This is a genomic window from Kribbella sp. NPDC051718 (assembly GCF_040681515.1).
GTDB lineage: Bacteria > Actinomycetota > Actinomycetes > Propionibacteriales > Kribbellaceae > Kribbella.
The window spans coordinates 547,778-563,070 of record NZ_JBFAYZ010000003.1 but is presented as its reverse complement, the minus strand read 5'-3'; the positions used below and the strand labels follow the sequence as shown (position 1 = coordinate 563,070).

Below are 15,293 nucleotides of genomic sequence, written 5' to 3'. Positions count from 1 at the left end.
CCGGATCAGTTGTCGCCCAGCCGCAGTACGGCTTCGGCGAAGGCGTCTCCGCGGGCTCCATAGTTGGCGAACATGTCCCAAGAAGCGCAGCCGGGCGCGAGCAGCACGGTGTCCCCCACCTGCGCCAGCTTCGTCGCCTCCCCCACCACGATCTCCATGGCTCCAGTGTCCGTTGCCTCCACGATGATCACCGGGACATCCGGCGCGTGTCGGGCAAGTGCTTCGGCGATCACAGCCTTGTCCTGGCCGAGCAGTACGACGCCGCGCAACCGTTCCCTGGCAGCGATCACCAGCTCGTCGAAGGTCGCACCCTTCGCCTGTCCGCCGGCGATCCAGACGACCGGGTCGTAGGCCAGCAGCGAGGCCTGGGCTGCGTGCGGGTTGGTCGCCTTGGAGTCGTCGATGTAGTTGACCCCGGCAACCTCGCCGACGGTCGCGATCCGGTGCGCGTCCGGGCGGAACACCCGCAACCCGTCACGGACGGCTGACGCCGGTACGCCGAAAGCTCGCGCCAACGCGGCGGCCGCCAGCGCGTTCGCGACGTTGTGCGGTGCGGCGGGCGTGATGTCGGCCAGGCCGGCGATCTCGAGCGCGGAGCTGGCTCGCTGTTCGACGAAGGCCCGGTCGACCAACAGGTCGTCGACCAGGCCGAGCATCGAGATCGCCGGCGTACCGAGGGTGAAGCCGATCGCGCGGCAGCCCTCGATCACGTCGGCTTCCTCGACAAGCTGCTCGGTCGCGGGGTCGGCGACGTTGTAGACGCAGGCGACCTGGCAGTTCTCGTAGATCTTGCCCTTCGCGGCGGCGTAGGCGTCCATCGAGCCGTGCCAGTCGACGTGGTCGGGCGCGATGTTCAGGATCGCGGCCGAGTGCGCCGACATCGAGTCGGTGAAGTGCAACTGGTAGCTGGACAGTTCGACGGCGATCACGTCGTACGGCTCGGGGTCCATCACGGCTTCCAGCAGCGGCAGCCCGACGTTGCCCGCGGCAACTGCCCGGTGGCCGGCCGCGGTCAGGATCGAGGTCAGCATCTGGACCGTGGTGGTCTTGCCGTTGGTACCGGTGATGCACAGCCACGGCGCCGCGTTGGCAGGGTCGCGCAGGCGCCAGGCGAGCTCGATCTCACTCCAGACCGGGATCCCCCGCTCGACGGCCGTCGCGAGCAGCGGCGCGTGTGGCGGGATGCCGGGCGACGTGACGACGACCTCGACATCCGCCGGAAGTCCCGCAGTACTGCCCTCGCCGAGGTTGATGTCGGCGCCGAGCGTCTCGAGGATCAGCGCCTTCTCGCGCAGTGCCTCGTTGTCGCGATCGTCCAGCACGGTGACGTGCTCGGCACCCGCCTGCAGCAACGAGTCGGCACAGGCGTAACCGGCCGTACCGAAGCCCAGTACGACGAACCGCGTCGTCGCCCAGCCGTCGTCGGTCCGTGTCGTGAGGCTCATCCGGCCACCCATTCCGCATAGAACAAGCCGAGACCCATCGCGACGCACAGGCCGGAGATGATCCAGAACCGGATCACCACGTTCACCTGTTCCCAGCCGAGCATCTCGAAGTGGTGTTGCAGGGGCGCGATCCGGAAGATCCGTCTGCCGACCCCGTAGAGCCGTTTGGTGAGCTTGAAGTAACTGACCTGCAGAATCACCGAGGCGGTGATGATCACGAACAGACCGCCGAGTACCAACACGAGCAGCTCGGTCCGGGTCAGTACCGCGAAACCCGCCACCGCGCCGCCCAGCGACAGCGAACCGGTGTCACCCATGAAGATCTTGGCCGGCGACGCGTTCCACCACAGGAACCCGAACAACGCGCCGGTGAGGGCGGCCGCGACGACCGCGAGGTCGAGTGGATCCCGTACCTCGTAACAGCGCGCCTCGGCCATCGTCTTGCAGCTCTGGTTGGACTGCCACACACAGATCAGCGTGTAGGCGCCGAACACCATCATCGAAGCGCCGGTGGCCAGACCGTCCAGGCCGTCGGCGAGGTTGACGCCGTTCGACATGCCGGCCAGCAGCAGCAGGATCCAGACCACCACCAGGACCGGTACCAGATGCAGCCACTCGATGTCGCGGATGAACGAGATGAACGGCGAGGCGGGCCGCTGCCCGCGCTCGTCGGGGAACTGCAGCGCCAGCACCGCGAAGGCCACCGCGACGATCGTCTGGCCGGCCAGTTTCGCCTTGCTGCGCAGGCCCAGGCTGCGCTGCCGGACGATCTTGATGAAGTCGTCCAGGAAGCCGACCGCGCCCATCCCGGCGAACAGGAACAGCAGCAGCACCGCCGAGGCACTGGGCGGCCGCTGAGTCAGGATCTTCGCCGCGAAGTACCCGATGATGGTCGCGGTGATGAAGACGGTGCCGCCCATCGTCGGGGTGCCGCGCTTGGTGTGGTGCGAGGTCGGGCCGTCGTCGCGGATCTCCTGGCCGTAGCCACGACGCTTCAGGATGCTGATCGCCCATCGGGTGCCGAGCAGCGTCAGTACCATCGAGATGGCACCGGCCAACAGGATCGAGATCACTGCGAAGCCTCCTCGAGCAGGGCGGTCGCCAGCCGGTCCAGCCCGACGAATCGGGACGCCTTCACCAGCACCACGTCTCCCTGCTGCAATTCCTTGCGAAGCAACTCGAGTGCTTCGTCCATGCTGTCGACGTACGCCGACTCGTTGCCCCAGGATCCTTCCAGCGAGGCGCCGAGGTGGATCGGGCGGGCCCCCTCACCGACGACGACCAGCCGCTGCACGTCCAGCCGGACGGCCAGCCGGCCGATCGCGTCGTGCTCCTCGGTGTGGCTGTCGCCCAACTCGCCCATCGGGCCCAGGACCGCCCAGGTCCGGCCGGCCCCGGTCTGGGCCGAGCGGCTCCGGCCGATCGCGACCAGCGCCTTGAGCGCGGCCCGCATGGACTCCGGATTGGCGTTGTAGGCGTCGTTGATGACCGTCACGCCGTCCGCGCGCTCGGTCACCTCCATCCGCCACTTCGAGGCAGCCATGGCGGTGCTCAGCCCCTCGGCGATCTGTGCCGGCGTCAGCCCGACAGCCTGTACTGCGGCTGCCGCGGCGAGCGCGTTGGCGACTTGGTGCTCTCCCACGACCTGGAGCTGTACCGCGTGCTCCTCGCCGCCGATGTGGAGCGTGAAGGCTGCTCGGCCCAACGAGTCGAGGTTGATGTTTTCGGCTCGAACGGTTGCCTCGGGAGCGTCGCCCCACAGGACGACCTTCTCGCTCGTCCGGCCGGCCATCGCGGCGACGCGTGGGTCGTCTGCGTTGAGTACGGCGGTTCCGCCCGGAAGTACGGCCTCGATCATCTCGCCCTTGGCGACGGCGATCGCGTCCTGACTGCCGAACTCACCGATGTGCGAGTGGCCGACGTTCAGCACCAGCCCGACCTTCGGCGGTGTGATCCGGCACAGGTAGGTGATGTCGCCGACGTGCCGGGCGCCCATCTCCGCGACCAGGAAGCGGGTGGCCGGATCCGCCTTGAGCGAGGTCAGCGGGTGGCCGATCTCGTTGTTCATCGAGCCGACCGCGGCCACCGTCGGGCCGTACGGTGCGAGCAGCTGGGAGATCAGGTCCTTGGTGCTGGTCTTGCCCTGCGAACCGGTCAGGCCGATCACGGTCAGGTCGGGCAGCTGCGCGATGACGTACTTCGCAAGCTCGCCAACCGCCGTCTGTACGTCGGCGACGACGATGCACGGGCTGCCCTCGACCGGCCGGGTGGTGATCGAGACGGTCGCGCCGGCAGCGGTCACCGCCGGGACGAAATCGTGTCCGTCGACGTTCTCGCCGGCGAACGCGAGGAAGAGCCCGCCCGCGGTGATTGCGCGGGAATCCCGCTCGACGCTGCCGTCGACGATCGCGGCGGGATCCACCCCGGCCAGCTCACCGCCCACTGCTTCGGCGATCTGGGCACAACTGAGGGGGATCACACTGCTGCCTCTCCGGTCACCGCGATCAGCTCGCGCACGGTCTGCCGGTCGTCGAACGGGTGGATCACGCCGCCGACGTCCTGGCCGGTCTCGTGGCCCTTGCCCAGCACCACCACGGTGTCGCCTGGTCCGGCCAGCCCGATCGCGGTCGCGATCGCCTGCCGACGGTCGCCGACCTCCTGCAGGTCCACCCCGGGGACCGCTGCACGAGCGCCCTCGATCGCCGCGGCACGGATCGCCGCCGGGTCCTCGCTGCGCGGGTTGTCATCGGTGACGATCACGACATCGGCCGCGCGAGCCGCCGCGGCGCCCATCGCGGGCCGCTTGCCGGGGTCACGGTCGCCGCCGCAGCCGACCACGGCGAACAACTTGCCCCCCTGACCGGGGTGGTGGGGTGGGGTCAGAAAGAAATGCGGGGCGGTACGGGCTGCCTTGAGTGCGAGCTCGACCGCGCCAGGCGTGTGCGCGTAGTCGACGATGACGCTCAGGCCGTCGGCGCGGCTGAAGGTCTCCATCCGGCCCGGTACCGCGGCGTGCTGCAACCCGGCAGCGATCGCCTCAGCCGGTACGTCGAGCTGCCGCAGCATCACCGTCGCCAGCAGCGCGTTCGCCACGTTGAAGTCACCGGGCAGCCCGATCTCGACGGTCAGCGCCTCCTCCGGGCCCTGGATGTCGATCACCGTGGTGCCGTGCTCGGACTGGTGCGTGCCGCCGACGGTCCAGTCGGCGTCGCGGGTGGTCGAGACGGTCACCAGTGGAACAACCGTCTGCGCGGCGAGACGGCGGCCGTACTCGTCGTCGATGTTGACCACGGCCAGGTCGCAGCGCTCGGGGGTGAAGAGCGACGCCTTCGCGGCGAAGTACTCCTCGAAAGTCTTGTGGAAGTCCAGGTGGTCGTGCGTCAGGTTGGTGAACCCGGCGACCGCGAACCGCGCGCCGTCCACCCGGCCCATCGCCAGCGCGTGGCTGGAGACCTCCATCGCGCACCACGCGACAGCCTGCTCGCGCATCACCGCGAACAACGCCTGCAGATCGGTGGCCTCGGGGGTCGTCCGGGCGCTCTTGACCGCCTCGTCGCCGATCCGGGTCTCGATCGTGCCGATCAGCGCGGAACGGCCGAGAGTCTTCAGCACCGAGTCGAGCAGGAAGCTCGTCGTCGTCTTGCCGTTCGTACCCGTGATCCCCAACAGGTGCAGTTCGCTCGTCGGCTCGCCGTAGATGCGGCTGGCAACGGCACCGAGCACGTCACGTGGCTTGGCCACCACCAGCACGGGCAACCCAGTGGCTCGCGCCCGCTCCTCCCCCGCCGGATCAGTCAGTACTGCGACCGCGCCGGCCGCCTGCGCGTTGGCGGCGAAGGCGGCTCCGTGGGTCACCAGCCCCGGCAGGGCGGCGTACAGGTCGCCGGGATGGATCGACCGGGAGTCGAGTGACACGCCGGTCACGGAGACGTCAGCGAGGTCCGTCGAAGCGCTGGCTCCGGCGGTCTGGACGAGGTCGGCGAGGCCGACCGGCACGGTCCGTTGCGGCCTGATCGCGGCAACGGCTCCGCCTGCGGCGGTTGGGGTGGACACGGGCCCAGAGGTTACCGCTCCGGGCCCGGTGACACCTACCTGACCCGGCGTCACCAGGTCAGCGGGACGTTGGGCTGCTTCGCGCCGGTCGGCGGTACTGCGTACTTCTGGAGCGCGTAGCTCATCACGTCGCGGAACACCGGACCTCCCTGGAAACCACCGCCCCGCCCGTTCGTCGGGTTCTGCAGTACGACGTACGTAACGAAGCGCGGGTTGTCGGCCGGGGCGAATCCGGCGAAAGAGGTCGCCCACTTGCAGTAGCCCTCGCAGCCCTCACCGGTCTCCTGCGCCGTTCCGGTCTTGCCTGCGACGCGGTAGCCGGGGATGGCCGCCTGGAGCGCGGTACCGCCGTCAGCGGTCACCGACTCCATCATCGTGGCGACCTCCTTGGCGGCGGTCTCGCTCACCACCCGGCGGGACGGGCCGGCCGGGTTGGCGATGTCGTTGCCGTTGGAGTCGACGTAGTTCTTGACCAGCTTGGGCGGTACGTAGATGCCGCCGTTGGCCACCGCGTTGACGGCGGCGGTCATCTGGACGGCGTTGACGGCCAGGCCCTGACCGAAGGCGACGGTCGAGCGGGTCAGCTCCGGCCACTCGTCGCCCTGCGGCATCACGCCCCGGCTCTCGCCGGGGAAGCCCAGGCCGGTCGGCTCGCCGAAACCGAAGTCGTGCAGGTACTTCACGAACTGCGGGATCGGCAGCTCGCGGGAGGCGATGATGGTGCCGACGTTGGAGGACTTGGCGATCACGCCGGCGATGGTCAGCTTCAGCACGCCGTGGTCGAAGTGGTCCTTGATCTTGCGCCGCTGCACGGTGATGCTGCCCGGCACCTCCAGCTTGGTGTCGAGCGAGATCTTGCCGGCGTCGGCCAGCGCGGCCATCGTGACGACCTTCTGCACGCTGCCCGGCTCGTAGACCTGTTCCAGCGCGTTGTTCTTCAGCGACTGGCCCTTGAGCGGCTTGTTCGGGTCGTAGCCCGGGTAGTTGGCCATCGCCACCAGCTCGCCGGTCTTCACGTCCATCACGACGACCGTGCCGGACTCGGCCTTCCACTGCTTGACCGCTTCCTCGATCCGCTTCTCGGCGAACCACTGCAGGTCGGAGTCCAGGGTGAGCTGCGCGCTGACGCCGGGCTTGGGCTCCTCGACGGTGTGGTCGGCGTTCGGGATCTTGTTGCCCTTGGTGTCGACCTCGTACATCGCCTTGCCGTCGGAGCCGGACAGCTTGTCGTTCAGCCCGTACTCCAGTCCCGCCAGGCCTTTGCCCTCGTCGCCGACGACGCCGACCACGCTGGCGCCGACCGTGCCGAGCGGGTGGCTGCGGATCGGGTCCGACTCGGTGAACAGGCCGACCAGCAGCGGCGCCTTGGCCTCGGCCGGTTTGCCTTTGTTCTGCGCGCTGATCGCGGCGTTCTGCTTCTTGATCTCCGCCTCGATCTGGTTCCAGGTCGGTGGGCTGACCTGGTGCGCGAGCAGCACGTAGCGCTTCTTCAGGGTGAGGTCGGCGTAGAACTTCGCGTACGTCGTACCGGGGATCTTCGAGGTGAGGATGCTCGCCAGCTGAGCCGCCACGGGCGCGGTCTGGCTCGGGTCGGCGGTGATCGCGACGGCGTCCTCCGAGACCGACAGCGGGACGCCGTTGCGGTCCAGGATCGCGCCGCGGGTCGCGTGCAGCACGAACGGCTTGGTGTTCTCCTTGGTCGCGGCGAGCGCGTAGGAGTCCGGGTCGACGCCCTGCAGCAGGATCAGCCGGCCGGCGAACAGCGACAGCACGAACGCCATCACCCCGAAAGTCATCCGCAGTCGCAACGCGGGACGACCGAGCTTCAACGTCCGCGGCGGCTTCTTGACCCGCGGCTTCCGCGGCGGCCGCCGATTCTGCGGCACCCGCTTCCGCGGTCCCCCACCGGCCGGACGCTTCCGCGGCGGCTCACCGGTACGCCGGGCCGCCCCGGCCCCCACTGAGCGCGCAGCAGCCTTCCTCGCAGTGCCGGCGGCAGCCGTCCTGCCAGCGCTCGCGGCAGCCTTCCTGCCACCGTCGGCGGCCGCCTTCTTCGCAGTGCGCCGAGGCGCATCACCAGCCGCAGCCGGCCGAGGCCGACGCACTTCACCGCTCCGAGCAGCAGACTTGCGAGGCTCTCCCGTGGCCTTGCGAGGTCCAGCCGCCTTCCCACCGGGCCCTGCCCGGCCAGCCGTACCGCCGCTGTCCCGAGCGGCCCGCAGCCGCTTCGCCGGCTCGCCATCGCCGGCAGGCGACCTCCGGCCGCCTGCGGCGGAGCGGGAGGAGGGCGGCTCGCCGCCGACGGCTCGGCGCCCGCCGCCTGCCGCTGAGCGGCGGCTCGCCTCCGCGGCGTCCGGGCGCTTCGCGCCTTCTCCGCCTGCACGGGGCTTACCCGAGCCGGTGCGGCTCGGGCGGGGTGTGTTGGAGCCGGTGCTGTCTGTAGTGGGGCGACGGCGCGGTGGGGTGGCTCGGCGCGGGGGTTCCCGGCCGGGGTCGCCGCCGCGTTTGCGTGGCGGTTCGCTGCCCCGTCGCTCCGTCATCCGATCATCCCCCGGTCGTCGTGTCGGCCCCAGTAGTCGCGGGCTTGTTCGTGGTCGCCGGCTTGTTGTTCGCGGGCGGCTTGGTGCTGTTGGCCGTTACTGGTGGCTTGTTGGTGGTCACCGGTGGCTTGGCGCCCGTGGCCGGTGGCTTGGTGCCGGTGGCCGGCTTGTTGGTGGCCGGCTTGACCGGTGGCTTGACGGGTGGTTTCGGGACGACCGGCGTGTTGGTGGCCGGCAGAGCCGGGCCGAACATGGCCTTCGCCGTACCGGCCTTGCCCTCGGCCGGTACGCCGAGCACCTTCCCGTCGGACAGCCGCAGGAACACCGGGTTCGGGTTCGGCACCATGCCCATCCGCACCGCCCGGTCCGCCAGGTTCTGCGGCGCCTCCAGCGTGCGTACCTGCTTCTCCAGCTGCTCCTGCTGGTCGCGCAGCTGATCGGCCTGGTTGTTCAGGGCCGTCACCTGGAACGTCCCGCGCTGCAACTCGGTGTTGAGCAGCAGCAACCCGACCAGACCCGCCGCGAGCAACGCCACCACGAAGATGACGAACGGCATCCGCGGCGGCCGGAACGGCGCTCCGTAGACGACCCGGAGCTTCGGCTCCTGCTTGACCACCGGCTGCGCGGGAGTGACCCGTGCCTTCGACGGGCTGAACACAGTGCTCATCAGGCCACCAACCCCTTCTCGCGTACGCGCTCCGCCGCTCGGACCCGGGCCGATGCAGCCCTCGGGTTCTCCGCGACCTCTTCCTCCGTCGGCTTCTCCGCTCCACGCGTCAGCAACTTGAGGTATGGCTCGTGACCCGCCGGGATCACCGGCAGGTCGTCCGGTACGTCGCTCTTCGCGCCGGCCGCCAGCACCTGCTTGGCGATCCGGTCCTCGAGCGACTGGTAGCTCATCACCACGATCCGCCCGTGCAACGCCAGCGATGCGACGGCAGCGGGCAGCGCGCGACGTAGTACCTCGAGCTCCCCGTTGACCTCGATCCGCAATGCCTGGAAGGTCCGCTTGGCCGGGTGTCCCCCGGTCCGCCGGGCCGCCTGCGGGATCGCGTCGCGGACCAGCTCGGACAGCCGGGCGCTGTTCGTGAACGGCTCGGTCTCACGGGCCTTGACGATCCGGTCCGCGATCCGGCGGGAGAACTTCTCCTCGCCGTACTGGAACAGGATCCGGGCCAGCTCGGCCGAGCTGTAGGTGTTGAGGATGTCCGCGGCGGTCGTCGGCGCGGTGCTGTCCATCCGCATGTCCAGCGGCGCGTCCTGCGAGTACGCGAAGCCACGGTCGGCCTCGTCGAGCTGCATGGAGGAGACGCCGAGGTCGAACAGGATGCCGTCGATCGCCGCGATGCCCAGGTCGAAGAGCACCTGGGGCAGCTCGTCGTACACGGCGTGCACCAGCGTGACGCGTTCGGCGTACGGGGCGAGCCGGTCGCCGGTCAGCCGCAGCGCTTCGGGATCGCGGTCGAGGCCGACCAGGCGGATGTCGGGGAAACGCTGCAGGAAGGCTTCGGCGTGTCCGCCGAGTCCGAGGGTGGCGTCGACGAGGACGGCACCGGGGTGCTGCAGGCCGGGAGCGAGCAGGGCGACGACGCGGTCGAGCATGACCGGGACATGGCGTCCCTCTGCTCCGCGCTCAGCACCGTCCATCTCGACCCCTCCATAGCTTTACCTGCCGGCCTTGCGATCGTGCGAAGGGGCGGTGGTGGAGCAGAGTGGAGTGAATTCGTCCGGTCAGATCGCGGGTTCGCCTTCCGGGGAAGTACCCGATGCCTTGGCGCCGGGGAAGTGGCGCCAACACTCGAGTCGGAAGTCGGACCCGTGATCTCACCGGACGATCCGGTGCTACCTCGGGCTGGTTCAGAAGATGCCGGGCAGTACCTCCTCGGACAGGTCGGCGAACGCCTGCTCCTGTGCCGCTGAGTACGTGTTCCAGTTCTCCGTGTTCCAGATCTCCACCCTGTTCATCGCCCCGATGACGACACAGTCGCGATCCAGCCCTGCGTAATCGCGAAGCATCGGCGGGATGGTGACCCGGCCCTGCTTGTCCGGCACCTCGTTGGAGGCTCCGGCGAACAACATCCGTAGGTAGTCCCGAGCACCCTTGTTGGTGATCGGAGCCTGCTTCAACTGCTCGGTCATCTGCACGAATTCGCTTTCCGGCCACACGGACAGCGACCGCTCCTGTCCCCGGGTGATCACCAGGCCTTCAGCCAATTCGTCGCGGAACTTCGCCGGCAGGAACAGTCGGCCCTTGTCGTCGAGCTTGGGGAAGTGCGTTCCAAGGAACACGCTCCACCTCCCCGTTGCGGACTCTCCGTCTCAGGTCGAGCTTGTTGTCCACCATTTCAGTACCACTGCGCTCCACCTTACTCCACTTTGCCCCACCGTCAACCAGATTCGCCCCGTTTCGCTCCCCCGTACGCTGGAGGTCACGAACCGGCAACAACGGGTGAGGGCGATTTAGATGAACGCCGAAACGACTGGTAACGAAACGCACGGAGATCTAGGCCCGACCCCTACGCCGGGTCAGAATGAGTCGGCCAACAACCAATGGGGAGGACTCAGGGTGAGCACCACCGCGACCAGCTCGGCCATGGAATTCGACGAGCTGACAGAGGTGGCGGGACGGGTCCGCCGAGCCATCGAGACGGTTATCGAAGGCAAACCCGATGTGGTCGAAGTAGCCGTCACCGTGCTACTCGCCGAAGGACACCTGCTGATCGAGGACGTGCCCGGCGTCGGCAAGACGATGCTGGCCAAGGCACTGGCCCGATCGATCGACTGCACCGTGCGCCGGATCCAGTTCACGCCGGACCTGTTGCCGTCCGACATCACCGGCGTGTCGGTCTTCAACCAGGAGAACCGCGAGTTCGAGTTCAAGCCGGGCGCGGTGTTCGCGAACATCGTCGTCGGTGACGAGATCAACCGTGCCTCCCCGAAGACGCAGGCCGCGCTGCTGGAGTCGATGGAGGAGCGCCAGGTCACCGTCGACACCACGACGTACCAGCTCGAGGCCCCGTTCATGGTGATCGCGACGCAGAACCCGATCGAGATGGAGGGGACCTATCCCCTCCCCGAGGCACAGCGCGACCGCTTCATGGCCCGGCTGTCGATGGGCTACCCCGAGCCGGCCGCCGAGCTGCGGATGCTCGACGGGCACGCCGCCGCCGAGCCGCTGGATTCGCTGCAGCCGGTGACCGACGGACAGCAGATCCTCCGCCTGGTGAAGACCGTGCACTCGGTGCACGTGTCGGAGTCAGTGAAGGAGTACGCCGTCGCCCTGGTCGGGGCCACCCGCCGCTCGCAGGAGCTGCGCCTGGGCGCCAGCCCGCGCGCCACGCTGCACCTGGTCCGGGCCGCCCGGGCTGCTGCCGCGCTGGACTCGCGCGAGTTCGTCCTCCCGGACGACATCCAGGAGCTCGCCGTACCAGTTCTCGCACACCGAGTACTACCGGCCGCCGAAGCCCACCTCGGTGGACGTGGGGCGGCTGACATCATCTCCGGGCTCGTGGCCTCGGTGCCGCTGCCCCGCACTCGTCGGGACTGAGACATGCGGCAGGCTTTGCGCGGACTGACCACCCGGGGGCGGGCGTTCGTCGCAGCCGGGATCACTGCTTCTCTTTGTGCGCTGTTGCTCGGCCAGAAGGACCTGCTGCGTGTCGGCATCCTGCTGGTCGCGCTGCCGCTCGTGGCGGCACTAGTAGTCGGCCGGACCCGGCTGCGCCTGCAGGTGCGGCGCAGCTTGGCCCCGGACCAGGTGCCAGTCGGCACTCCGTCGACAGTGGAGTTGACGCTGTCCAACCAGGGCCGGATGCCGGCCGGACTGCTGCTGCTCGAGGACCGCATTCCTTATGTACTGGGGCACCGCCCGCGATTCGTCGTCGACCGGGTCAGCCCGAACTGGAAGCGCACGGTCACCTATCCGGTGAAGTCCGATGTGCGTGGACTGTTCCAGGTCGGTCCGCTGATGCTGACGGTCGCCGATCCGTTCGGGCTGGTCGAGACGAGCAGGACGTTCACCCGGAGCCAGCACCTGCTGGTGACGCCACGGGTCTACCAGCTTCCCGAAGTACGGCTGGGAGCTGATCGGGCGGGGTCGGGCGAGAACCGGCCTCGGGCGATCGCGTCGGCGGGTGAAGAGGACGCGACCGTTCGCGAGTACCGCGACGGTGACGACCTGCGCCGGGTGCATTGGCGTTCGACCGCGCGGCGTGGCGCGATGATGGTTCGCCGGGAGGAGCAGCCCTGGCAGAGCCGGTGCGCGATCTTCCTGGACGCCCGCAGCATCTCGCACCACGGGCACGGGCCGTCCTCCAGCCTCGAGTGGGCGGTGAGCGCTGCCGCCTCGGTCGGTACCGACCGGATCCGGCGCGGCTACGTCACCACCTTGCTCGGTGGGCCGACCACGCTGTCGGCGATCAGCCACCGCAGCTCGACGGCGATCCACCAGCCGCTCAGCAGCCAGCAGTTGCTGACCGAGTGCGCGACGGTGGAGGAGCACAAGTACGCCGAGATCGGTCCGCTGCTGACGGTCGACCGGCACATCCAGGAGCCCAGCCTGGTGGTCGCGATCGTCGGCGCCTGCAACAGCGAGGACGTCACCTCGCTCAACCGCTGGCGGACCACCCAGGCGACCGGGGTGGCGCTCTTGCTCGATGCGGCAAGCTGGTCGGTGGGCGCGGAGGGCACCGAGAAGGCCGCCCGGCTCACCGCGGCCACTGATGCCACCGAGAACGAACTGCGCCGCAACGGCTGGCGGGTCGCCAGAGTGCAGCGCGGGGACCATCTCCCGACCGTGTGGTCCACCCTCGGACTGCGGAGCGGAAGGATCGCATGACCGGACACGTGAGGATCTCGATCGCGGCGTGGGTGGCGACCGTGCTCGGGGCGCTGGTGCTGACGCCGGTGTTCTCCGGGCCGTTCCTGTTCATCAGCGCCTTCTTCTGCGCGATCGTGACCGCGGTCGGGATCGGCCTGCAGAACTGGCGGGCGCCGCGCATCGTCGTACCGATCGTGCAGCTGCTGGTGCTGATCGAGCTGATCTCGCTGTCGTTCCTGCACAACACGATGAAGTGGGGCCTGATCCCGTGGAAGGCCACGGTGCTGGCCTTCAACGACCAGATGGTCGATGCGATGAACTCGATCAACCGGTTCAGCGCGCCGCTGCCGTACGACCGGCACCTGCTGCTGTTCGCGTCGACGGTGATCGCCTTCGCGGGGTTGCTGATCCACCTGGTCGCGGTACAGATCAAGCAGGCTGCTTGGGCCGGTCTGTTGCTGCTGACCATGTACACGGTGCCTGCCGCGACCGTGCACGGCGGATTGCCTGCGTTGCTGTTCATCCCGCCGGCCGTCGGCTACATCATCTTGTTGTCTGCCGAAGGGCGGACCAGGCTCAGTCGCTGGGGACGCCGGATCTCCGGGGTATCGCACCTGGATGCGGCGGAGCCGATCGAGGCTTCCGCGCTCGGCCAGGCTGGGCGACGGATCGGGCTGAGTGTGGTCGCGCTGGCCGCGTTGCTGCCGGCGTTGATTCCTGCTCTGCCAGAGGGTGTGATCGGGAACGGCGCAGCTGGTGGTGGCGGCACAGGTACCGGCGCGATCGTCTCCCCCAACGACACCATGCTGGACATGGGCAAGAACCTGAAGCGCGGCGACAACGTGACCGCGCTGACCTACACCGGCGGCCCGCCGGAGGGCGTGTATCTGCGGCTGACCGCGCTGGACCTCTTCGACGGCAACACTTGGCGCCGGTCCGACACGGGTGAAGGTCAGAAGATCGGCAACGATCCGTTGAGCCCACCGCCCGGCTACAGCGGCGACCTGAGCAAGGTCCCGGAGAACAAGCTGAAGATCCAGGTCAGCCGCAGCTTCCGGTCCCAGTTCGCGCCGGTGCCCTATCCGTTGCGGACGATCTCGCTGAAGAAGAACTGGAAGTTCGACGCGAGCACGCTGGACGTGCTGTCCACCAACGGCAGCGTCGTCGGCGGCCAGGACTTCAACCTCAGCTGGTACGACCTGAAGCCGACCGCGGAGGAGCTGAACGACAGCATCCCCGGCGGCGAGCCCGACCAGACCACCAGCGACGTACCGGCGCGGACCCCGCCGAAGTTCACGGAGCTGGCCAAGGAGATCACGGCCACGGCGAACGGCAACCACTACCTGCAGGCGACCATGCTGCAGGACTGGTTCCGCGGCAGCGACTTCACCTACAGCACTACGACGGACAGCTCGAGCGGCATGCGCGCGCTGGAGAAGTTCCTCTTCACCGACAAGACCGGGTACTGCGAACAGTTCGCGACCGGGATGGCGCTGCTGGCCCGCACGCTCGGCATTCCCGCCCGGGTCGGGATCGGCTTCCTGCCGGGTACGACCGGCAAGGACAACCAGCACATCGTCAAGATGCACGACATGCACGCGTGGCCGGAGCTGTACTTCGAGGGCTCCGGCTGGGTCCGCTTCGAGCCGACGCCGTCGGTCCGGGCCGCGACCACGCCGAGCTGGAGCAACCCGGCCAACATCCCCCCGAGCAACCCGACGACCGCGCCGACCACGGCGCCGACCACTCCGGGCTCGACCGTCGACCCCGAGAACCCCCGGCTGCCCGGCGAGCGCAACCTGCCTGGCGAGAACGGCCTCGCACCGGTCGGCGGCGGTAACTGGTTCACCAACGGCGGCGCCAAGATCATCGGCAGCTCGCTGGCCGTGATCCTGCTGCTCGGTGTGCCGTGGCTGGTCCGCACGCTGACCAGACGCCGACGCTACAGCCGCGAGCCGAGCCGGATCGGCATCGAAGGCTTGTGGGCCGAAGTCCGCGACACGGCTCGCGACCTCGGGCTGGACTGGTCGGAGATCGCCACACCACGTCAGCTGGGCGACTGGCTGGTCACCCAGGTCCCGGAGGAGACCCAACCTGCGGCTCTCCGGCTGGCCCGCGGAGTCGAGGCGATGCGCTACGCCGGCCTGGGCGACGTCTTCCCCGACCTCCGCCCGGAGACCGAAGAAGTCCGCAAGGCCCTTTGGATCGACACCCGCCTCCTCCGCCGCTTGCGAGCCCGGCTACTACCGCCCTCCTGGCGCTGGTACCTGAACCGAGGCAGCTCCGAGGCCTCCGACCTCCTGGACGAGTTCGACCTCCTATTGGCCCGGATCCGCTCAGCCCTACTCCCCCGCCGCCACGCCAGCTAACAACAACCAGCGCGCCGCCAGCCCTCCGGGCCGGCGGCGCGCTGCTGTGTGAGGCGAGCAGGTGGTG

At 68.9% G+C, this 15,293-nt stretch carries 11 protein-coding genes; 3 read left to right on the top strand and 8 right to left on the bottom strand.

All coding sequences use genetic code 11. The features are described from left to right. Nucleotides 1-5 precede the first annotated feature (5 nt). The 8 genes from murD to mraZ all read right to left on the bottom strand — a co-directional run bounded on the left by murD (nucleotide 6) and on the right by mraZ (nucleotide 10,327). Complete coding sequence (gene murD / locus AB0M15_RS14210; protein ID WP_363817699.1) at nucleotides 6-1,445, bottom strand: UDP-N-acetylmuramoyl-L-alanine--D-glutamate ligase; 1,440 nt, start codon at nucleotides 1,443-1,445, stop codon at nucleotides 6-8. Further along, on the bottom strand, nucleotides 1,442-2,518 hold the full coding sequence (gene mraY / locus AB0M15_RS14205; RefSeq protein WP_363817696.1) for a phospho-N-acetylmuramoyl-pentapeptide-transferase: 1,077 nt from the start codon (nucleotides 2,516-2,518) through the stop codon (nucleotides 1,442-1,444). Before mraY ends, murD begins: the two co-directional genes overlap by 4 nt. Then, nucleotides 2,515-3,924, bottom strand: coding sequence for a UDP-N-acetylmuramoyl-tripeptide--D-alanyl-D-alanine ligase (gene murF, locus AB0M15_RS14200; protein WP_363817694.1), 1,410 nt, complete (start codon nucleotides 3,922-3,924; stop codon nucleotides 2,515-2,517). Before murF ends, mraY begins: the two co-directional genes overlap by 4 nt. Then, complete coding sequence (locus tag AB0M15_RS14195) at nucleotides 3,921-5,498, bottom strand: UDP-N-acetylmuramoyl-L-alanyl-D-glutamate--2,6-diaminopimelate ligase (protein ID WP_363817692.1); 1,578 nt, start codon at nucleotides 5,496-5,498, stop codon at nucleotides 3,921-3,923. The genes murF and AB0M15_RS14195 overlap by 4 nt, the downstream gene beginning before the upstream one ends. A 50-nt stretch (nucleotides 5,499-5,548) precedes the next feature. Then, nucleotides 5,549-7,603 carry a penicillin-binding protein 2 gene (locus AB0M15_RS14190; protein WP_363817689.1) on the bottom strand — a complete coding sequence of 685 codons (2,055 nt, stop codon included), beginning with the start codon at nucleotides 7,601-7,603 and terminating at the stop codon, nucleotides 5,549-5,551. Between the two features lie 439 nt (nucleotides 7,604-8,042). Then, a complete protein-coding gene (locus AB0M15_RS14185; RefSeq protein ID WP_363817686.1) occupies nucleotides 8,043-8,705 on the bottom strand; it encodes a hypothetical protein in 663 nt (220 codons plus the stop codon). Continuing rightward, nucleotides 8,705-9,685 carry a 16S rRNA (cytosine(1402)-N(4))-methyltransferase RsmH gene (gene rsmH, locus AB0M15_RS14180; protein ID WP_363817683.1) on the bottom strand — a complete coding sequence of 327 codons (981 nt, stop codon included), beginning with the start codon at nucleotides 9,683-9,685 and terminating at the stop codon, nucleotides 8,705-8,707. Before rsmH ends, AB0M15_RS14185 begins: the two co-directional genes overlap by 1 nt. Nucleotides 9,686-9,895: 210 nt before the next feature. After that, nucleotides 9,896-10,327 carry a division/cell wall cluster transcriptional repressor MraZ gene (mraZ, locus tag AB0M15_RS14175; protein ID WP_328322582.1) on the bottom strand — a complete coding sequence of 144 codons (432 nt, stop codon included), beginning with the start codon at nucleotides 10,325-10,327 and terminating at the stop codon, nucleotides 9,896-9,898. Nucleotides 10,328-10,631: 304 nt separating this feature from the next. Here mraZ and AB0M15_RS14170 point away from each other — a divergent pair, with 304 nt between their 5' ends. From AB0M15_RS14170 to AB0M15_RS14160, 3 genes are read left to right on the top strand one after another with little or no spacing between them, the layout of a single operon-like run. Further along, on the top strand, nucleotides 10,632-11,585 hold the full coding sequence (locus tag AB0M15_RS14170; RefSeq protein WP_363818441.1) for a MoxR family ATPase: 954 nt from the start codon (nucleotides 10,632-10,634) through the stop codon (nucleotides 11,583-11,585). Nucleotides 11,586-11,588: 3 nt separating this feature from the next. Beyond that, nucleotides 11,589-12,875 (top strand): DUF58 domain-containing protein, encoded by a 1,287-nt coding sequence (locus tag AB0M15_RS14165; RefSeq protein WP_363817679.1) that lies wholly within the window; start codon nucleotides 11,589-11,591, stop codon nucleotides 12,873-12,875. Continuing rightward, the gene (locus AB0M15_RS14160; protein ID WP_363817676.1) at nucleotides 12,872-15,226 is read left to right on the top strand and encodes a DUF3488 and transglutaminase-like domain-containing protein; all 2,355 of its coding nucleotides are present in this window, start codon (nucleotides 12,872-12,874) and stop codon (nucleotides 15,224-15,226) included. The genes AB0M15_RS14165 and AB0M15_RS14160 overlap by 4 nt, the downstream gene beginning before the upstream one ends. The last annotated feature ends 67 nt before the right edge of the window (nucleotides 15,227-15,293 follow it).

What these genes read in the sequence shown, in the direction of transcription:
- murD (WP_363817699.1), bottom strand. Translation starts at nt 1,445, where the DNA reads ATGAGCCTCACGACACGGACCGACGACGGCTGGGCGACGACGCGGTTC.
- AB0M15_RS14185 (WP_363817686.1), bottom strand. Translation starts at nt 8,705, where the DNA reads ATGAGCACTGTGTTCAGCCCGTCGAAGGCACGGGTCACTCCCGCGCAG.
- rsmH (WP_363817683.1), bottom strand. Translation starts at nt 9,685, where the DNA reads ATGGACGGTGCTGAGCGCGGAGCAGAGGGACGCCATGTCCCGGTCATG.
- AB0M15_RS14170 (WP_363818441.1), top strand. Translation starts at nt 10,632, where the DNA reads ATGGAATTCGACGAGCTGACAGAGGTGGCGGGACGGGTCCGCCGAGCC.
- AB0M15_RS14165 (WP_363817679.1), top strand. Translation starts at nt 11,589, where the DNA reads ATGCGGCAGGCTTTGCGCGGACTGACCACCCGGGGGCGGGCGTTCGTC.
- AB0M15_RS14160 (WP_363817676.1), top strand. Translation starts at nt 12,872, where the DNA reads ATGACCGGACACGTGAGGATCTCGATCGCGGCGTGGGTGGCGACCGTG.